Source organism: Streptomyces sp. KMM 9044 (assembly GCF_024701375.2).
Taxonomy (GTDB): Bacteria; Actinomycetota; Actinomycetes; order Streptomycetales; family Streptomycetaceae; genus Streptomyces.
This window is the reverse complement of record NZ_CP113910.1, coordinates 5,461,235-5,479,829: the sequence shown is the minus strand read 5'-3', so window position 1 is coordinate 5,479,829 and position 18,595 is coordinate 5,461,235. Positions and strand designations below refer to the sequence as shown.

Here is an 18,595-nt window from a genome sequence, read left to right as displayed (position 1 = left end):
CGGCCCGCCTCGGGCCCGTCACCAGCCCATACAGGCGACGAGCCTATCCGCCACGGCCCGGCCCTGCCCCGGGACGACGGGTGCGATGCCCCACGGTGCGCGATGAGTTTCGGGGGCGGGCGGGGTCAAACCCCTCGGGGAGGAACTCCCCCGTCACTCCCGCCCCCGACCGGTGAGGCCATCATGACCGACACACCACCCCCGGCGAACGGGACTTCCGACTCTCCCGCCTCCCCCGAGGCCCGTCTCGACCCGCGCTACAGCGACCCGGAGGCGACCGCGCTCCCCTGGCCCGGGGCGGAGGGACGGCTCGCTGCGGCGGAGCTCTTCTGGATCTCCACGGTCCGCCCCGACGGCCGTCCCCGCGTCACCCCGCTCCCCGCCGTCTGGTCGGACGGCGCGCTGCACTTCTGCACCGGGCCGCAGGAGCGCAAGGCCCCCAATCTGGAGGCGAACCCGCACGTCGTCCTGACCACCGGCACCAACACCCGGAACCGGGGCTACGACCTGACGGTGGAAGGCGAGGCGGTACGGGTCCCTGACGACGGCCGGCTGCGCGAACCGGCGGCGGCCTGGGAGGCGAAGTACGGAAGCTTCTGGCACTTCGAGGTGCGCGGCGGCCTCTTCCACCACGGGCCGGGGCACGCTGCCGTGTTCTCGGTGGCGCCGCGCACGGTTTCCGGATTCGGTAAGGATGAGCCGTTCAGCCAGACCAGATGGCGGTTCGCGTGACGCCGAGAGACCCGACCGACCGCACCGACTCAGTGGGAGGAACCCTGATGAACATGGCCATGACCCTCGAAGTGCTCCCGTTGCCCGTCGGCGACATCGACCGGGCCAGGGACTTCTACCGGGACAAGGTCGGCTTCCACGTCGACATCGACCAGGAGGTCATGCCGGGCATGCGCATCGTCCAGCTGACGCCCCCGGGCTCCGGGTGTTCGATCGCGCTGGGCGACGGCATCTGGGAGATGGGGGGCGGCGCCCGCCCGGCCCCGGGCTCGTACCAGGGCCTGCAGCTGTGCGTCGCCGACATCAAGGCGGCCCACGCGGAACTGACCGCGCGCGGCCTGGAGATCTCCGAGCCGGTCGTGTACGCCCCGGACGACGGCGCGACGTTCATGTACTTCAAGGACCCGGACGGCAACGGCTGGGCGGTCCAGGAGTACCGCCGCCGTGCGACGGAACCCTTGCACAAGCTGTTGACAGAGCTGGCGGGACGTCAGGAGTAGGGAACGGCAGGGGTGTTCACCAGCTCCGGTGACACGGCCGGAGCTCGTCGGGGGGATCCGGAAACAGCTGCGCCGCCCACCTGCCGGGCGCAGGGCCCGGAAGTCCCGGACGACCGCGGCGGGGGAGCCGTGTCCCCCGCCGTCCCCCGCGTCCGGAACAGCGAGAACGCCCAGGGCTCCCGGCTCACACTCGCCCCGGCCGTGCGGGCGGACCTCCTCAGGGGGACGGGCCAGGGGGGGGAGCCGGCACCTCCCCCCGCCGCAGCGGAGCGTCACAGCACCGGCAGGTTCGTGGGCGGTACGAGGGCCGTGACCTCGCTGCGGCACTCCTCCCGCTCCCGGCACCTGTCGCGCGGGAGGGAGCCGAAGACGCGCTCGCCGAGGTTCCGCGGGAGGGGTCCGGTGTCGAGGGCACGGCGTTCGGCGCCGGGGTCGGCGCCGGAGTGGGCCCGGACGTCGCCCTCAGCGCCGGGCGGGAGCTCACAGTACTCCTCCACGCGGGCCGGGCCGCCCCGGATGAGCTGGTACGAGTCTCCCTCCCCCGGTTGGTGACCACGGAGACCTCCGCCGCGTGCCGCGGCAGGCCCGCGATGAGGTCTCGCGCCTTCGTCCGCCCGGGCGGACGTCCTCGGAGCTCACCGGCCAAGGCGGGCCCGGCGGCCTCCAGTCGACATCCCATGGGGCCAAAGCGTGCCCAGTACGCGCGAATGGCCACTCGATGCGGGACGGGCGGTTACGTGGGATGCCCGGTGCACGACTTCCGACAGGCGCCGGGGCGTCCGGGACACGAGACCTCACGCAGGACATCCGATGAGGAGAAGCCGCCGATGAGTGAGTCCGTACACACCGGAACCAGGGACACCGGAGGGAGGCCCTGCTCCCCGGACCGTGTGCGGGCCGGGGAGCAGGGCCTCCCTCCGCGTGTTACAGCACCGGCAGGTTCTTCCGCAGTTCGAAGGCCGTGACCTCGGAGCGGTACTCCTCCCACTCCTGCTTCTTGTTGCGCAGGAAGAAGTCGAAGACGTGTTCGCCGAGGGTCTCGGCGACCAGGTCGCTGCGTTCCATCAGGGTGAGGGACTCGCCGAGGTTCTGCGGGAGGGGCTCGATGCCGAGGGTTCGGCGTTCGGCGTCGGAGAGGGCCCAGACGTCGTCCTCGGCGCCGGGCGGGAGTTCGTAGCCCTCCTCCACGCCCTTCAGGCCGGCGGCCAGGAGGAGCGCGTACGTCAGGTACGGGTTGGCGCCGGAGTCGATCGAGCGGACCTCGACGCGGGCCGATCCGGTCTTGCCGGGCTTGTACATAGGGACGCGGACCAGGGCCGAGCGGTTGTTGTGGCCCCAGCAGATGTACGAGGGGGCCTCGCCGCCGGCACCGGCGGTGCGCTCGGAGCCGCCCCAGATGCGCTTGTAGGAGTTGACCCACTGGTTGGTGACGGCGGAGACCTCCGCCGCGTGCCGCAGCAGGCCGGCGATGAAGGAGCGGCCGACCTTGGAGAGCTGGTACTCGGCGCCCGACTCGTAGAACGCGTTGCGGTCGCCCTCGAAGAGGGACAGGTGCGTGTGCATGCCGCTGCCCGGGTACTCCGAGAACGGCTTCGGCATGAACGTGGCCTGCACGCCCTGCTCCAGCGCCACCTGCTTCATGACCAGACGGAACGTCATGATGTTGTCGGCCGTGGACAGCGCGTCCGCGTAGCGGAGGTCGATCTCCTGCTGGCCGGGGGCGCCCTCGTGGTGGGAGAACTCCACCGAGATGCCCATCGACTCCAGCATGGTGATCGCCTGCCGGCGGAAGTCCATGCCCACGTTCTGCGGGGTGTGGTCGAAGTAGCCGGAGCTGTCCGCCGGGGTCGGGCGGCTGCCGTCGACCGGCTTGTCCTTCAGCAGGAAGAACTCGATCTCCGGGTGGGTGTAGAAGGTGAAACCCTGGTCGGAGGCGCGGGCCAGCGCGCGCCTGAGCACATAGCGCGGGTCGGCGAAGGACGGGGAACCGTCCGGCATCAGGATGTCGCAGAACATGCGGGCCGTGCCGGGGGCCTCGGCACGCCACGGCAGGACCTGGAACGTCGACGGGTCGGGCCTGGCGATCATGTCGGACTCGTACACCCGGGCGAAGCCCTCGATGGCGGAGCCGTCGAAGCCGATGCCCTCGTCGAACGCCTGCTCCAGTTCGGCCGGGGCCACGGCCACGGACTTCAGGAAGCCCAGCACGTCCGTGAACCACAGCCGTACGAACCGGATGTCGCGCTCCTCCAACGTCCGGAGCACGAACTCCTGCTGCTTGTCCATCTTCCGCTTCCCCATCCTCGCCGGTCAGGCCGCCAGTCTCTCCCGCGCCGGGTGGCCTCCTCGGGCGGCGGTCGGGCACTTCGGCCATCCCACCACATCCGGGTTTCGCGCGTGTTGCCGACCTTGATCGTCCCACGGGCCTCCACAGTGACGCGAAGGGTCCGTCCGCGCCACACGTATCACCCTGCGGCCCATCCTGCCCGCTCGAACCGGGGTTCGTCACGGAGGGGTCCGTATGCGATCCGGCCCGTTCCGGCGCTCCCGCGGCACCCCTGCGGCGCACGCCCCGTACACGGCGCACGCGGTCTCCCGGCGGCCCTGGCCGAACCCACCCCCCTTAATCGGCATTTCAGATGCAAGTTTTAATGGGTGGCGCAGGCAGTCGAGAAGACAGCCGAGAACGAGGAGACCGATCTTACGAATGACCAGTTCAGACCCGCATCAAGAAAGGTAGGACCCCATGTTGTCCGAGCAGTCCGCCGCCACCGTCCGCGCCACGCTTCCCGCCGTGGGCGGGGCCCTCAGTGAGATAACCGAGCGGTTCTACACCGGGATGTTCGAGGCCCGCCCCGAGCTGCTGCGCGACCTGTTCAACCGCGGCAACCAGGCCGCCGGCACCCAGCGCGAGGCCCTCGCCGGGTCCATCGCGGCGTTCGCCACGCACCTGCTGGCGCACCCCGGCACCCGGCCCGACGCGATGCTGGGGCGCATCGCGCACCGGCACGCGTCGCTCGGCATCGCCCCGGAGCAGTACGCGATCGTCCACGAGCACCTGTTCACCGCGATCGCGGAGGTCCTGGGCGAGGCCGTCACGCCCGAGGTCGCGGCCGCCTGGGAGGAGGTCTACTGGCTGATGGCCAACGCCCTCATCGCCGTCGAGAAGCGGCTCCACGAGGAGCGGGGCGGGCCCGGCTGGCGGGAGTGGGAGGTCGTCGGGCGGGTCGCCGAAACCGCCGACGTCGTGTCGCTGCGGCTGCGTCCGGCCGACGGGGGGCCGGTGCGGGACTTCCGCCCGGGCCAGTACGTCTCCGTCCGCGTCGTCCTCGGCGACGGCGCCCGGCAGATCCGCCAGTACAGCCTCTCCGGCGCGCCCGGCCCGGGCGAGCGGCAGATCAGCGTCAAACGCGTGCAGGACGGCGCGGCGCCCGAGGGGGAGGTCTCCGGCCATCTGCACGCGCGCGTGCGGCCCGGGGACGTCGTGGAACTCTCCGAGGCGTACGGCGACCTCGTCCTGGACGCCCGATCCGGCACCCCCTTGCTGCTCGCCTCCGCCGGCATCGGCGTGACCCCGATGACCGCGATGCTGGCCCACCTCGCCGACCACGGCCACGACGCCCCGGTCACCGTCGTGCACGGCGACCGCTCCCCCGCCGACCACGCCCTGCGCGCCGACCACGCGACGCACGCGGCGAAGCTGCCGGACGCGACGGTGCACCTCTGGTACGAGCAGGACGCCCCGACCGGCACCTCCACCGGCTACGTCGACCTCACCGGCGTACCGGTCGCGGCGGGTACGCGGGCGTACCTGTGCGGCCCGCTGCCGTTCATGCGGACGGTGCGGGAGCAGCTGATCGGCAAGGGCGTCGCGCCGGCCGACATCCACTACGAGGTGTTCGGCCCGGACCTCTGGCGGGCCAGGCAGGGCTGAGCACACCCCGCACGGCCGCGGGCCAGGTCCTGTCCGCCGGATCGGGCCGGAGGTGACCGGCGGCATCCTCGCGGCCGGGATGTGCGGGGTCCGGTGCGTGCGGCCGTATGGCGGAGGAGAGCGCGTCGGCCTCCGCGTCTTCGGCGGGATCCGCCGGACAGGCCCTAAGGCCGGGGGCTGCGGGAGATCTCCAGCAGCAGCGGGCCCGTCGGGCCCGCTGCGATGTCCGAGACGGTGAGCGGGTCCAGTGAGGCGAAGAACGCCTCCTGGGCCCGCCGCAGTGCGCCGCGCAGCCGGCAGGCGGACCGGAGCGGGCAGGGTGTGCCCATGCCGGCCGCGCCCTCGCAGTCGACGACGTCGCCCTCGCCCTCGAAGGCCCGCACCAGGGCGCCGACCGAGGCCTTCCGGCCCCGCTCGGTGAGGGTGAGGCCACCGCCCCGGCCGCGCCGGGCGGTGAGCAGGTCCATGTGCCGGAGTTCGGCGACGACCTTCGCGGCATGGGTGTACGGCACGCCCATGGCTTCGGCGACGTCACGCGTCGTCGGGTGGGAGCCCTCCGTGGCCACGGCGAGGCGCATCAGGACCCGCAGGGCCAGGTCGGTGGAGCGCAGCAGCCTCATACCGGGGAGCGTAGGTAATGCGCATCCCGCGTTCAAATTATCTGCCGCAAGCCGTAAGCCGTCACGTGCGACGGCCCGGCGGCCGGCCCGGGGTGATCCACGGCTCACCGCCCGCCCACCCCACCCCATAGCGTCGAGTTGACGATTACACTGGGCCGCGTGCCTCATCTTCGTCTCGCCCTGAATCAGATCGACTCGCGTGTCGGCGACCTCGCCGGCAACGCCGACGCGATCGTCCGCCGGACCCGGCACTGTGCCGCGCAGGGAGCCCACCTCGTGGCGTTCCCGGAGATGGCGCTGACCGGGTATCCCGTCGAGGACCTCGCGCTGAGATCGTCCTTCGTGGAGGCCTCCCGCGAGGCCCTGCGGTCCCTCGCCGCGCGGCTCGCCGAGGAGGGCTTCGGGGAGCTGCCCGTGCTCGTCGGCTACCTCGACCGCAGCGCCGCGGCCCAGCCGAAGTACGGCCAGCCGGCCGGCGCGCCGCGCAATGCCGCGGCCGTGCTGCACGGCGGCGAGGCCGTACTGAGCTTCGCCAAGCACCATCTGCCGAACTACGGGGTCTTCGACGAGTTCCGGTACTTCGTGCCGGGCGAGACCCTGCCCGTCCTGCGGCTGCACGGCGTGGACGTCGCCCTCGCCATCTGCGAGGACCTGTGGCAGGACGGCGGCCGGGTTCCGGCCGCACGGTCGGCCAAGGCCGGGCTGCTGCTCTCCGTCAACGCCTCACCGTACGAGCGGGAGAAGGACGACACCCGGCTCGAACTGGTCCGCAGGCGGGCCAAGGAGGCCGGCTGCACGACCGCCTACCTCGCGATGACCGGCGGGCAGGACGAACTGGTCTTCGACGGGGACTCGATCGTCGTCGGCCGTGACGGCGAGGTCGTGGCGCGCGCGCCGCAGTTCACCGAGGCGTGCATGGTGCTCGACCTCGACCTCCCGCAGGCGGCCGCGGACGCGCCGCCGGCCGGCGAGGTCGTCGACGACGGGCTGCGGATCGACCGCGTCGTGCTGTCCGAGGCACCACTGCCCGCGTACGCTCCCGAGCGGCACGGGTCGTCCGCGCAGCCGCTCGACGACGACGAGGAAGTGTACTCGGCGCTGGTCGTGGGGCTCCGGGCGTACGTCGTGAAGAACGGCTTCGAGTCGGTGCTGGTCGGTCTGTCCGGCGGGATCGACTCGGCGCTCGTCGCCGCGATCGCCTGCGACGCGGTGGGCGCGGAGAACGTCTACGGCGTGTCCATGCCGTCGAAGTACTCCTCGGACCACTCCCGGGGCGACGCGGCGGAGCTGGCGCGTCGGACCGGGCTGAACCTCCGGACCGTCTCCATCGAGCCGATGTTCGACGCGTACATGGGTGCGTTGGGGCTTTCCGGACTGGCGGAGGAGAACCTGCAGTCCCGGCTTCGCGGCACGATGCTCATGGCGATCTCCAACCAGGAGGGCCACATCGTCCTGGCGCCGGGCAACAAGTCGGAGCTGGCGGTCGGGTACTCGACGCTGTACGGGGACTCGGTGGGGGCGTACGGGCCCATCAAGGACGTCTACAAGACGTCGGTGTTCCGGCTCGCCCAATGGCGCAACCGCTCGGCGGCGGCGCGCGGCGAGACCCCGCCCATCCCGGAGAACTCGATCGCGAAGCCGCCGAGTGCGGAACTGCGGCCGGGCCAGGTCGACACGGACTCGCTGCCGGACTATCCCGTCCTCGACGCGATCCTCGACCTCTACGTGGACCGGGACCGGGGCGCGGACGAGATCGTCGCGGCCGGGTTCGACGTGGAACTCGTGAGGAGGACACTGCGGATGGTCGACCGGGCCGAGTACAAGCGGCGGCAGTACCCGCCGGGGACGAAGATCTCCCCGAAGGGCTTCGGCAAGGACCGCCGGCTGCCGATCACGAGCGGCTGGCGGGAGTAGGCGGCCCCCTGCGCGGGGCGGCCCCACGAACTCGCCTCCGGGGCCGCCCCGCGGTCTCAGCCGTCCGGCACCGCGATCTTCACCCGGGCCGCGATGGGGAGGTGGTCGCTCGCCGTTTCGGGGAGCGACCACGAGCTCTCCGGTTCGGCCCCCTTGACCATGATCTGGTCGATCCGCGCCATCGGGAACGCCGCCGGCCAGCTGAAGCCGAAGCCGCTGCCCGCCGCGCCCTGGGTGGAACGCATCTGCGAGGTCACGGCGTTCAGGGCGCGGTCGTTCATCGTGCCGTTCAGGTCGCCGAGCAGGACGACGTTCTCCAGGGGCTCCCTCGCGATGGCCGCGCCCAGGGCGTCGGCGCTCTTGTCGCGCTGGCGGGCGGTGAAGCCGGCTTCCATCTTCACGCGTACGGACGGGAGATGAGCGACGTACACGGCGACCTGCGCCTCGGGCGTCGTCACCGTGGCCCGCATCGCGCGCTTCCAGCCGAGGCGGATGTCGACGGCCGCCACGTCGCTCAGCGGGTACTTGCTCCACAGCCCGACGGTGCCGACCACCGCGTGGTACTCGTACGTCGAGGCCAGCGCCGTCTCGTACGCCGGGACCGCCGACGCCTTCAGTTCCTCCAGGGCCAGGACGTCCGCCCCCGAGGCGGCGACGTCGTGGGCGGTGCCGGACGGGTCGGGGTTCTGGGCGTTGACGTTGTGCGTGGCCACCGTGAGGTCGCCGCCGGGGCCGGTCCGGTCGACGATCAGGCCGCCGAAGAGGTTCAGCCAGACGACGGCGGGCAGCAGCACCGCGATCAGCGCGGTGGCGGACCTGCGGACCAGGGCCAGTACCAGGAGCACCGGGATGGCCAGCCCCAGCCACGGCAGGAACGTCTCGAACAGACTGCCCAGGTTGCCGACCACGTTGGGGATCCGGGCGTGGGCCGCCATGACGAGGGCGAGCAGCATCGCGCACACGGCGAGGATCACGCCCCGGCGCCAGATACGCGGGTCCCCGCGCCAGCCTCTGGCCAGGCGGTCCCACAGGCGCCGGAGCCCGGTTGTCCGGCGTTGCCCTGGCCCCGAGCCGCCGTCGTCCGTCTCCGTCATGTACGCCTGCTGCGCCATACCGTCGCCTCACACCTTGCCGTGCACACCGACTCCCCCTGTGTGCGTAGACCCTAGGGGATGATCGGCGTCCTTCCCGCCGTCTGTCGACGGCCGTACGGAGGCGAGGACGATCGGAACCGTCCCGGGAGTTCCAGGCGGGATCGGGGAAAGCGCGCTCTGTGACGGAACGCGCGCATCGGGGCGGGCGGGGTGTACGGGGCGGGGCCGCCGACGGGGAGTTCCCCGTCGGCGCTCCGGCGGCGGTCCTTCCGCTGGGGACCACCCCTGGCACCGGCTCTCGCGAAGTGCCACCATGGAGGGGATCCGGGGACGCCGTCAGGGCGCCTCGAGATGACGTGTTAGGAGCCGTTGCCATGACGCAGCTTTCGGCTGCCCCGACTTCAGGGTCACGCCCCTCTGACGGCAGCAAGGCGCTGTACGGGGGGAAGGGCTCACGCCGTATCACCGTTCGTGACATCGCCCTCGCCAAGGAACGCGGCGAGAGGTGGCCCATGCTCACCGCCTACGACGCGATGACCGCGTCCGTCTTCGACGCGGCCGGTATCCCGGTCATGCTCGTCGGCGACTCCGCGGGCAACTGCCACCTCGGGTACGAGACGACCGTCCCCGTCACCCTCGACGAGATGACCATGCTGTCCGCGGCCGTGGTGCGCGGCACGAGCCGCGCCCTGATCGTCGCCGACCTGCCCTTCGGCTCGTACCAGGAGGGTCCGGTGCAGGCGCTGCGCTCGGCGACCCGGCTGGTCAAGGAGGCCGGGGTCGGCGCCGTGAAGCTGGAGGGCGGTGAGCGCTCGCACCGGCAGATCGAGCTGCTGGTCGAGTCCGGCATCCCGGTCATGGCGCACATCGGCCTCACCCCCCAGTCCGTGAACGCCATGGGCTACCGCGTCCAGGGGCGCGGCGAGGAGGCCGCGCAGCAGCTGCTGCGGGATGCCAAGGCCGTGCAGGACGCGGGCGCCTTCGCCGTCGTCCTGGAGCTGGTGCCGGCCGAGCTGGCCGCCGAGGTGACCCGGACGCTGCACATCCCCACGGTCGGGATCGGCGCGGGGCCCGAGACGGACGCGCAGGTGCTGGTATGGACCGACATGCTCGGGCTGACCGGGGGCCGGGTGCCGAAGTTCGTGAAGCAGTACGCGAACCTGCGTGAGGTCATGGGCGGCGCGGCGAAGGCGTTCGCCGAGGACGTCGTGGGCGGAACGTTCCCGCAGGAGGAGCACTCCGTTCACTGAACCACGCTGCCGTGGCGCCGCCGCTGAGCCATCGCCGCACACTGACGGGCCCGCCGGTCTTCCCCCAATCGGCGGGCCCGTCCCCTTTGTGCGCCTGTACCGGCGCCGCTTTCGCGGAAGTGGCGCTCACCGTCGTGGTTGCTCAGTCGACGGTTGCGGTGGCCGTCGCGGGGTTGTGGGGGGAGTGTCGGTTGCCCGACAGCCTTCTGCCGGACGGCTGTCGGGGGTTTGTCGGTGGGGGGGTGGCAGGGTCGGGGCATGACGCGAAACGACAACGACTCCGGTGGCGCGGGCAACGCCGTCACCGTGCGGGGGCTGGTCAAGCACTACGGCGAGACCAGGGCACTGGACGGTGTCGACCTGGATGTGCGCGAGGGCACCGTGATGGGGGTTCTCGGGCCGAACGGCGCCGGCAAGACCACCCTCGTCCGCGTTCTTTCCACCCTGCTCGCCCCGACCGCCGGCGGGGCCACCGTCGCCGGGTACGACGTGCTCCGCCAGCCCCGGCAGCTGCGCAGGGTGATCGGGCTGACCGGGCAGTACGCCTCCGTGGACGAGAAACTCGCCGGCTGGGAGAACCTGTATCTGATCGGCCGGCTGCTCGACCTGTCCCGCAAGGAGGCCCGTGGCCGCGCCGACGAGCTGCTGGAGCGGTTCTCACTCACCGAGGCGGCCCGGCGTCCGGCGGCCACGTACTCCGGCGGCATGCGGCGCCGGCTGGACCTGGCCGCGTCGATGATCGGCCGGCCCGCGGTGTTGTTCCTCGACGAGCCGACCACGGGACTGGACCCGCGTACCCGCAACGAGGTGTGGGTGGAGGTCAGGCGGCTGGTCGGGGACGGGGTGACCGTGCTGCTGACCACCCAGTACATGGAGGAGGCCGAGCAGCTCGCCTCCGAGCTGACCGTCGTGGACCGCGGCAAGGTCATCGCGAACGGCGGCATCGAGGAGCTGAAGGCCAAGGTCGGCGGCCGTACCCTGCGGATCCGCCCGGCCGATCCGCTCCAGCTGCGCCCGCTCGCCGCCGCGCTCGACGAGCTGGGCATCACCGGGCTCGCCACCACCACCGTGGACTCCGAGCGGGGTGCCGTCCTGGTACCGGTCCTCAGCGACGAGCAGCTGACCGCGGTGGTCGGCGCCGTCACCGCGCGGGGTCTGACCCTCTCCTCCATCACCACCGAACTGCCCAGCCTGGACGAGGTGTTCCTCTCGCTCACCGGCCACCGCGCCAGCGCCCCGCAGGACACCGTGCCCGCCGAGACCCACGAGGAGGCCGCCGCATGAGCTCCGCGACGTCACCGAAGACCGCGACGACCACGGCCACTCCGAAGACCGACGTCACCCCGGCCGGCGGGGCCGGTGCGGCCCGTGGGGCTGGTGAGGCCCGTGGGGCCGCCGGGGACGGGCGGATCCCGCTGCGTTCCCATCTGCGTCACACCAGCGCGCTGGTCCGGCGCAATCTGCTGTGGATCCGGCAGGACCCGGAGTCGATGTTCGACGCCGTGCTGTTCCCGATCGTGTTCACCCTGCTGTTCGTGTACGTCTTCGGCGGCTCGATCGGGCAGTCTCTGGGCGGCGGGCAGGAGGCGTACGTGCAGTACATCGTGCCCGGCCTGATGGCCATGATGGGCATGAACATGGCCATGGGGGTGGGTACCGGCTTCAACCAGGACTTCAACACGGGTGTCATGGACCGTTTCCGGTCGCTGCCCATCGGCCGGGGCTCAGTGCTGTTCGCCAAGATCACGGTCGAGATACTGCGCATGCTGATCGCCACCGCGATCCTCATGGTCGTCGGTGTCCTGGTCGGCTTCGACATCACCCGCTGGCCGGGGCTGTTCGCCGCCGTGGGGCTGTCCGTGCTGTTCGGCTCGGCCCTCATGTGGATCTTCATCACGCTGGGTGTGACGATGAAGAGCGCGCAGTCGGTGCAGGCGATGGGCTTCCTGGTGCTGATGCCGCTGCAGTTCGGTTCGTCGATCTTCGCGCCGACCCGGTCGATGCCGGGCTGGCTGCAGACCTTCACCGACGTCAACCCGCTGTCCTCGCTGGCCGACGCCGCGCGCGGCCTGATGGTGGGCGGCCCGGTCGCGCACGACCTGTGGCTGACGGTGACCTGGTCGGTGGGGATCACGGCGGTGATGGCACCGGTCGCGATCCACAAGTTCCGTACGAAGAGCTGACCGGGAAACCGGTTCTCCGGCCCCGCGCGCGGTCACACCAGGGCGGCGGCCTCCTCCGGGGAGAGGCGGCCACCCTCCGCGTACGCGGCGGCGTACGCGGTGTCGCCGAGGGCCTCCCGGATCCGCCGCTCGAACCGGTGCAGGTCGACGTCGTCGGGCGTGGCGGTGAGGCGGTAGCCGCCGTCGTCGAAGGCCACCGCGTCCGCGCCGAGCGCCCGGCGCAGCCGCCCCACCAGTGCCTGCAGCGCGCCCGTCGCGTCGGCCGGCGGTTCGCCGTCCCACACCTCGTCGACAAGATGACGCGCCGGCACCGTACGGCCGGCCCGCAGCGCGAGCACGGTGAGCAGCGCACGCAGCCGCGCCCCGCCGAGGGGGAGGGCGGTGCCGTCGGGGCGGAGTGCCCGGGTGATGCCGAGGATGCGATAGCGCACGGGGTCCATTGTCTCCGGTGGTCCGGGGGCGGTCACGGGTCGGGGCCGGGCGGGCGGGTCGGCTGCCCCGTTCGCCCGCCGTCCTCTCCCCCGTGCCCGTGGACCCCCACTCTCTCCGGAACCGGTGGCCGGCGCGAGACGTTTTCCGGGTGCGCCCGGTACGGTCGGGCAGTCCGTACCGGGCGCGCCGCGCGTCCCGCCTCGTGCCCGGCTGCCGTGTGCCGGACGGGCCGTGGCCCGACAGCCAGTCCAGGGAGCCTCATGACCACCGCCACCACCCGCGCCGGCGACCGGCGGATCAGCCCGGTGTTCCTGGGCATCCTGGCTGTCACGGCGGTCACGGGATGGGCCACCTGGACCGGGTTCGCCGGCCGGCCGGGCGTGGCCGTGTTCCTGTTCGTGACGGCCGCCTGGATCGTCTCACTGTGCCTGCACGAGTACGCGCACGCCCGCACGGCACTGCACGGCGGCGACATCTCGATCGGCGCGAAGGGCTATCTCACGCTGAATCCCGCGAAGTACACCCACGCCCTGCTCAGTATCGTGCTTCCGGTGCTGTTCGTGATCATGGGCGGGATCGGTCTGCCGGGCGGCGCGGTGTTCATCGAGCGGCACCGGATCCGGGGGCGCTGGCGGCACAGCCTGATCTCGGCGGCGGGCCCGCTGACGAACGTCCTGTTCGCGCTCGTGTGCACGGCACCGTTCTGGCTGGGCGCGCTGGACGGCGTGCCGGTCCACTTCCGGTTCGCGCTGGCGTTCCTGGCGCTGCTCCAGGTGACGGCGGCGATCCTGAACTTCCTGCCGGTGCCGGGCCTGGACGGCTACGGCGTGCTCGAGCCCTGGCTGTCGCCGGGCCTGCGACGGCAGGTGGAGCCGTTCGCGCCGTTCGGCCTGCTGTTCGTGTTCGCCCTGTTGTGGGTGCCGACGGTCAACGGCGTGTTCTTCGACGTGATCGACTCGGTCCTGTCGGCCCTGGGCGTTCACGAGGCGGAGACGTACTGCGGCCTGGAGCTGTTCCGCTTCTGGCAGGGGGAGAGTGAGTTCTGCGCGGTCGCCGCGTGACGGGGCCGGCCGGCGATGTGCGGCTCAACCCGTGACGGGGCCTTCGGCCCGGGCTGCCCGCGCCGCCCTCTCGGCTTCCCGTTCGGCCTTCCCGCGCCGCACGTAGTACCAGGTCATGTTGGACGACAGCCCCGCAAGCAGGATCCAGACGACGCCCAGCCAGCTGCCCTGGACGAAGGACATGACGGCCGCGGCGACGGCGAGGAGGCAGACGGCGAGGGCGTAGAGAGCGAGGCGGGGCATGACGGCTGGGCTCCTGTCGGGGGACGCTGCTTCACCGACCAGTGTCCCCCATGGGGTCATACGTCCGTGACGCGGAGCCCGGCGTGTGCCGTGTAGCGGCGGTTGACGGAGATCAGGTTGGCGACCAGGGACTCCACCTGGTGGGCGTTGCGCAGCCGCCCGGCGAAGACGCCGCGCATGCCCGGAATGCGTCCGGCGAGGGCCTGCACGATCTCCACGTCGGCGCGGACCTCGCCGAGTACCATCACGTCGGTGTCGATCATGTCGGTCTCCGGGTCCTGGAGCAGGACCGCGGACAGGTGGTGGAAGGCGGCGGTGACCCGGGAGTCCGGGAGGAGGGCGGCGGCCTGCTGGGCGGCGCTGCCCTCCTCGGGCCTGAGCGCGTAGGCGCCCTGCTTGTCGAAGCCGAGCGGGTTGACGCAGTCGACGACGAGCTTGCCGGCGAGTTCCTCGCGCAGGCTTTCGAGCGTCTTGCCGTGGCCGTCCCAGGGCACGGCGACGATCACGATGTCGCTGCGGCGGGCGGTCTCGGCGTTGTCGGCGCCCTCGACGCCGTGGCCGAGCTCCTCGGCGGCGGCCTGCGCGCGTTCGGCTGCGCGCGAGCCGATGATCACCTTCTGGCCGGCCCTGGCGAGCCGGAAGGCGAGGCCCTTGCCCTGCGGTCCGGTGCCGCCGAGCACGCCGACGACGAGCCCGGAGACGTCGGGCAGGTCCCAGGGGTCCTTGGCGGGTGCCTTCGCGGGGGCGTTCCCGGGCTGCTGTGCGCTGTCGCTGGGGGTACTGGAGGTCATGGCCCGACTCTACGGGCGCGGGGAAGCAGTTTCCGGCTCGGCGCATCCACGTGAGCCCCGTCACTGCGCGGCCCGTCACCCCCTCGGTCGGGTGAATCGGAGGAGAACACCGGATCCCCGGGGCCAGGCCGGGGCAGGGTGCGGCCCGTGGATGCCGTACGGGTAGCGCTGCTGCGGGACGTGCTCGCCGGGACCGAGTGGCTGGGGGCCACCCGGCGGTTCGCGGGGGCGCTGCGGGGATCGGTGGTGTCGCACGGGGGCGGGCTGCTGCTCGTGGGCACGCGGGAGTACGAGCCGTGGCACCTGGCGGCACATCTGATGGACGAGGCCACCTGGTCGGGCACGCCGGAGCTGGCTCCGACGCTCGTACGGCACGACGCGCGCCCTTCGGATCCCGCGCATCTGGCGGTGGGGCTCGGACGGCTGGAGGCGGCACGGCGGGGCGAGACGCTGCTGGTGGTGGCGCCCGGGGAGCCCGCGGCCCCGCTCCTGGAACGGGTGTCGGACGCCCGCCGGGCCGGCGCGACACTGCTGTCCCTGGGCCCCGGCGCCGGCGAGCTGCCGGCACTGGCCCACGAGACGCTGGCCGTCCCGGACGGAGCCGAGCTGGACCTGGACACCGTGCAGCACCTGGTCGGCGCGGCGGCCGGGGAGAACGCGCTGCCGCCGTCGCGGGGCCGCCCCTTCCGGGACCGTCTGTCGCGCCTGGCCGACCTCCTGACGGCCCCGCCCCCGGCCCGCTGGTAGCCGGAGCGGGTCCGCCCGCGGGCCGCCCGGTCAGGCGTCGCCGCGTCCGCCGTCCCCCTCGGCGGCGTCGTGCCACTTGGGGTCGTTCTCCCACTGGAGGTTGCGCTCGCGGGCCGTCGCCATGGCGTGCTCGGCCTCGGTGCGGCTCGTGTAGGGCCCGAAGCGGTCCTTGTTGGGACAGTCCGGCCCCTCCTCGACCTTCTGGTGTTCCAGGCAGTAGTACCACTCGCCCGGCTTTCCGACCGTCCGCTTCTTGAACAGGGGCATGAACGGCTCCTCTCGCCACGGAAGACGGTGCCCCGTGGGCACTGAATTAGACTCGCCGCCATGTCTGGCCAGTCGCTGCTCGTCCCAGGGGAACTGTCTCCCACCCGTTCCGTCCCCGGAAACATCCGCCGACCCGAGTACGTCGGGAAGCCCGCTCCCACGCCGTACACCGGGCCGGAGGTGCAGACCCCCGAGACCGTGGAGGCGATGCGGACCGCCGGGCGGATCGCGGCGCGGGCGATGGCGGAGGCCGCCAAGCTCATCGCGCCCGGCGTGACCACCGACGAGCTGGACCGGGTGGCGCACGCGTACATGTGCGACCACGGGGCGTACCCGTCGACGCTCGGCTACCGCGGTTTCCCCAAGTCGCTGTGCACGTCGGTCAACGAGGTGATCTGCCACGGCATCCCGGACTCGACGGTGCTGCGCGACGGCGACATCGTCAATCTGGACGTGACGGCGTACATCGGCGGGGTGCACGGCGACAACAACGCCACGTACCTGGTGGGCGACGTGGACGAGGAGAGCCGGCTCCTGGTGGAACGCACCCGGGAGTCGCTGAACCGGGCGATCAAGGCCGTCAGGCCGGGCCGGCAGATCAACATCATCGGCCGGGTCATCGAGTCCTACGCCAAGCGCTTCGGCTACGGCGTGGTCCGGGACTTCACCGGGCACGGCATCAACACCGCGTTCCACTCCGGGCTGATCGTCCCGCACTACGACAGTCCGCACGCGACGACGGTCATCCAGTCCGGCATGACGTTCACGATCGAGCCGATGCTGACGCTGGGCACGCACGAGTACGACATGTGGGACGACGGCTGGACGGTCGTGACGAAGGACCGCAGGCGGACGGCCCAGTTCGAGCACACCCTGGTGGTGACGGACACGGGCGCGGACATCCTGACCCTGCCGTAACCGGACAGTCGGACCCGAACCCCTTCCCTCGCGAGCCCGCCCTCTTCGGAGGGCGGGCTTTCGCCGTTCCGCAACGGGGTAGGAAGTCACCGACGGGATACCGACGAACCGTCGGCAAGGTATTGACTTAGGCAAGCCTAACCATAAAAGATCTGGACTCATGGACTCCTTCTCGACCCTCATCCGCACCGCCTCGCACGAGCAGCACGTGGAGGCGGAGACCTCGACGTTCATGAGCGACCTGCTCGGCGGCCGGCTGGGCATGGACGCGTACGCGCGCTACACCGAGCAGCTGTGGTTCGTCTACGAGGCGCTGGAGTCCGGCGGACAGCGGCTGGCGTCGGACCCGGTGGCCGGCCCGTTCATCCGCCCGGAGCTGCTGCGCCTGCCCTCCCTGGAGCGGGACCTCGCCCACCTGCGGGGCCCCGGGTGGCACACGACGCTCACTGCGCTGCCCGCCACACGGGCGTACGCGGAGCGCGTCGCGCACTGTGCGAGCGCATGGCCGGCGGGCTACATCGCTCACCACTACACCCGCTACCTCGGCGACCTCTCCGGCGGCCAGATCATCCGCGACAGGGCGGAGCGCACCTGGGGCTTCCCGAAGAAGGGCGACGGCGTCCGCTTCTACGTCTTCGAGGAGATATCCAACCCGGCCGCCTTCAAGCGCGAGTACCGCGAACTGCTCGACGGCGTCCGGGCGGACGACCTGGAGAAGCAGCGCGTCATCACCGAGTGCAAGCGGGCCTTCGCCCTGAACACCGACGTCTTCCGCGCCCTGGGCGAGGAGTTCCCGCTGTCGGCGTGACGCCCGCCCCGCGGCTCACAGAAACCGCAGCCGCTCCGTCGCCCCGCGCAACTCGTCGCTCCAGGCCCGGTACGCGGGAACCTCGCGCAGGGCATCGAGCGCGACCGTCCGCCCCAGCCGCCCGAAGTCCCGCTCCGCGTCGCGCCGCCGGCCGAGTGCCGCCCTCAGCACGGCCTTGGGGAGACCAGCGGACCAGGTTCAACGCTCCAGGAACACCCGTCCCCCGATCTCGGTCCATCCGTACGGCTGTGGTGCCGTGAGGATCTGGGAGCCGGTGCCCTGGGTGATGTTGAGGGCACGTCCCAGCCGGTCGGTGAGGAGGAGGGCGGCGGCGCCGGTCGCCTCGTCCTCGTCGATGCCGTCGTCACGGCCGGGGAAGGCGCGGGCGCGGACCCGGCCGGCGGGCTCGTCCTCCCAGGCCCAGGCGTAGACCCACTCCCCCTTCGGCGGCACGGCCAGGTCGTCGACCTCGGCGGCGGTGGCGTACTGGCGCAGGGCGCGCGGCGGCACCCACTCCGCGCGCGCCTCGATCCAGCAGAACTCCCCGTCCTGCCGGGCGCCCACCACCCCGGCGTGCGTGACCAGCTCGGGGACGTCGAGCAGCCAGGCCGCGCCGACGCACGGGTGGCCGGCGAAGGGCAGGCGCAGGGTGGGGGTGTAGATGTCGATCACCCCGCGCTCGGGGTCGTCGACGAACACGGTCCCGCTGAAGCCGAGCTTCTCCGCGAACAGCTGCCGCTCGCTCCGCCCGGGCATGACGGAACCCTCACGGACCACACCGAGTTCGTTGCCGTACCCGCCCCGGGGGCCGCAGAAGACGCGCACCACGTCGTAGTCAGTCACGGGGGCATTCAAGCAGCCCTTGAGTCGCTCCGGAAAAGCGCTGACCTGCGGTCCGTTCAGCGCCCGCCCGACCGGCCGGCCGCAGGCGACCTCGAGACGGCCACCACGGGCTGCGCGGACTCTGGGCACAGCCCGTTCAGCCCTGCGGGGCGGGGCTGCGCCGCGTCGTTTCCGTGGTGCACGACCTGTCCGGACGCACGGGTCACGCCCTCCTGGCCCCGGGCAAATCGATGAAGGGGCTGGCGTCCGTCTGCGGTG

At 72.0% G+C, this 18,595-nt stretch carries 20 protein-coding genes and 1 pseudogene; 11 read left to right on the top strand and 10 right to left on the bottom strand.

All coding sequences use genetic code 11. From position 1 onward, the window contains the following. Positions 1-183: 183 nt before the first annotated feature. Complete coding sequence (locus tag HUV60_RS24755; RefSeq protein ID WP_257849400.1) at positions 184-732, top strand: pyridoxamine 5'-phosphate oxidase family protein; 549 nt, start codon at positions 184-186, stop codon at positions 730-732. A gap of 53 nt (positions 733-785) precedes the next feature. Next, positions 786-1,232, top strand: a complete 447-nt coding sequence (locus tag HUV60_RS24750) for a VOC family protein (RefSeq protein WP_257850240.1) — start codon at positions 786-788, stop codon at positions 1,230-1,232. Positions 1,233-1,504: 272 nt separating this feature from the next. On the opposite strand, the gene HUV60_RS24745 is transcribed toward HUV60_RS24750, so the two are convergent. Further along, on the bottom strand, positions 1,505-1,729 hold the full coding sequence (locus HUV60_RS24745) for a hypothetical protein (protein ID WP_443047406.1): 225 nt from the start codon (positions 1,727-1,729) through the stop codon (positions 1,505-1,507). 427 nt (positions 1,730-2,156) lie between these two features. After that, the gene (locus HUV60_RS24740) at positions 2,157-3,518 is read right to left on the bottom strand and encodes a glutamine synthetase family protein (RefSeq protein WP_257849399.1); all 1,362 of its coding nucleotides are present in this window, start codon (positions 3,516-3,518) and stop codon (positions 2,157-2,159) included. Positions 3,519-3,978: 460 nt separating this feature from the next. Here HUV60_RS24740 and HUV60_RS24735 point away from each other — a divergent pair, with 460 nt between their 5' ends. Further along, positions 3,979-5,166: a globin domain-containing protein gene (locus tag HUV60_RS24735; RefSeq protein WP_257849398.1), complete on the top strand. Its 1,188-nt coding sequence runs from the start codon at positions 3,979-3,981 to the stop codon at positions 5,164-5,166. Positions 5,167-5,330: 164 nt separating this feature from the next. Here the strand turns inward: HUV60_RS24735 and HUV60_RS24730 are convergent, their stop codons facing one another. Beyond that, on the bottom strand, positions 5,331-5,786 hold the full coding sequence (locus HUV60_RS24730; RefSeq protein ID WP_257849397.1) for an RrF2 family transcriptional regulator: 456 nt from the start codon (positions 5,784-5,786) through the stop codon (positions 5,331-5,333). 159 nt (positions 5,787-5,945) lie between these two features. Between HUV60_RS24730 and HUV60_RS24725 the strand changes: the two genes are divergently transcribed. Next, entirely contained in the window at positions 5,946-7,700 is a 1,755-nt protein-coding gene (locus HUV60_RS24725) for an NAD+ synthase (protein WP_257849396.1), read from the top strand. Positions 7,701-7,756: 56 nt separating this feature from the next. On the opposite strand, the gene HUV60_RS24720 is transcribed toward HUV60_RS24725, so the two are convergent. Further along, the gene (locus HUV60_RS24720; RefSeq protein WP_257849395.1) at positions 7,757-8,812 is read right to left on the bottom strand and encodes an endonuclease/exonuclease/phosphatase family protein; all 1,056 of its coding nucleotides are present in this window, start codon (positions 8,810-8,812) and stop codon (positions 7,757-7,759) included. Positions 8,813-9,168: 356 nt separating this feature from the next. Here HUV60_RS24720 and panB point away from each other — a divergent pair, with 356 nt between their 5' ends. The 3 genes from panB (at position 9,169) to HUV60_RS24705 (ending at position 12,227) form a co-directional block, all read left to right on the top strand. Beyond that, positions 9,169-10,044 carry a 3-methyl-2-oxobutanoate hydroxymethyltransferase gene (gene panB / locus HUV60_RS24715; protein WP_257849394.1) on the top strand — a complete coding sequence of 292 codons (876 nt, stop codon included), beginning with the start codon at positions 9,169-9,171 and terminating at the stop codon, positions 10,042-10,044. Between the two features lie 258 nt (positions 10,045-10,302). Further along, positions 10,303-11,328, top strand: a complete 1,026-nt coding sequence (locus HUV60_RS24710) for an ATP-binding cassette domain-containing protein (protein WP_257849393.1) — start codon at positions 10,303-10,305, stop codon at positions 11,326-11,328. After that, positions 11,325-12,227 (top strand): ABC transporter permease, encoded by a 903-nt coding sequence (locus HUV60_RS24705; protein WP_257849392.1) that lies wholly within the window; start codon positions 11,325-11,327, stop codon positions 12,225-12,227. Before HUV60_RS24710 ends, HUV60_RS24705 begins: the two co-directional genes overlap by 4 nt. A gap of 83 nt (positions 12,228-12,310) precedes the next feature. On the opposite strand, the pseudogene HUV60_RS24700 reads toward HUV60_RS24705, so the two are convergent. Then, positions 12,311-12,667 (bottom strand): annotated as a pseudogene (locus tag HUV60_RS24700) (AfsR/SARP family transcriptional regulator); the annotation flags it as partial. A 252-nt stretch (positions 12,668-12,919) separates the two neighbouring features. Here HUV60_RS24700 and HUV60_RS24695 point away from each other — a divergent pair. Next, the gene (locus HUV60_RS24695) at positions 12,920-13,720 is read left to right on the top strand and encodes a site-2 protease family protein (RefSeq protein WP_257849391.1); all 801 of its coding nucleotides are present in this window, start codon (positions 12,920-12,922) and stop codon (positions 13,718-13,720) included. Positions 13,721-13,744: 24 nt separating this feature from the next. Here HUV60_RS24695 and HUV60_RS24690 read toward each other — a convergent pair whose 3' ends face one another. Together HUV60_RS24690 and npdG are read right to left on the bottom strand one after the other, a co-directional pair. After that, entirely contained in the window at positions 13,745-13,963 is a 219-nt protein-coding gene (locus HUV60_RS24690; RefSeq protein WP_257849390.1) for a hypothetical protein, read from the bottom strand. A gap of 56 nt (positions 13,964-14,019) precedes the next feature. After that, entirely contained in the window at positions 14,020-14,754 is a 735-nt protein-coding gene (gene npdG, locus HUV60_RS24685; protein ID WP_257849389.1) for an NADPH-dependent F420 reductase, read from the bottom strand. A gap of 147 nt (positions 14,755-14,901) precedes the next feature. Between npdG and HUV60_RS24680 the strand changes: the two genes are divergently transcribed. Then, complete coding sequence (locus tag HUV60_RS24680) at positions 14,902-15,501, top strand: hypothetical protein (protein ID WP_257849388.1); 600 nt, start codon at positions 14,902-14,904, stop codon at positions 15,499-15,501. Between the two features lie 30 nt (positions 15,502-15,531). Here HUV60_RS24680 and HUV60_RS24675 read toward each other — a convergent pair whose 3' ends face one another. Continuing rightward, the gene (locus HUV60_RS24675; protein ID WP_257849387.1) at positions 15,532-15,768 is read right to left on the bottom strand and encodes a hypothetical protein; all 237 of its coding nucleotides are present in this window, start codon (positions 15,766-15,768) and stop codon (positions 15,532-15,534) included. 60 nt (positions 15,769-15,828) lie between these two features. On the opposite strand from HUV60_RS24675, the gene map reads away from it, so the two are divergent. Together map and HUV60_RS24665 are read left to right on the top strand one after the other, a co-directional pair. Further along, positions 15,829-16,686 carry a type I methionyl aminopeptidase gene (gene map, locus HUV60_RS24670; RefSeq protein WP_257849386.1) on the top strand — a complete coding sequence of 286 codons (858 nt, stop codon included), beginning with the start codon at positions 15,829-15,831 and terminating at the stop codon, positions 16,684-16,686. 160 nt (positions 16,687-16,846) lie between these two features. After that, the gene (locus HUV60_RS24665) at positions 16,847-17,494 is read left to right on the top strand and encodes a biliverdin-producing heme oxygenase (protein ID WP_257849385.1); all 648 of its coding nucleotides are present in this window, start codon (positions 16,847-16,849) and stop codon (positions 17,492-17,494) included. Between the two features lie 15 nt (positions 17,495-17,509). On the opposite strand, the gene HUV60_RS24660 is transcribed toward HUV60_RS24665, so the two are convergent. Together HUV60_RS24660 and HUV60_RS24655 are read right to left on the bottom strand one after the other, a co-directional pair. Continuing rightward, positions 17,510-17,665: a hypothetical protein gene (locus HUV60_RS24660; protein WP_257849384.1), complete on the bottom strand. Its 156-nt coding sequence runs from the start codon at positions 17,663-17,665 to the stop codon at positions 17,510-17,512. Positions 17,666-17,692: 27 nt separating this feature from the next. Continuing rightward, on the bottom strand, positions 17,693-18,337 hold the full coding sequence (locus HUV60_RS24655; protein WP_257849383.1) for a PhzF family phenazine biosynthesis protein: 645 nt from the start codon (positions 18,335-18,337) through the stop codon (positions 17,693-17,695). Positions 18,338-18,595 lie beyond the last annotated feature (258 nt).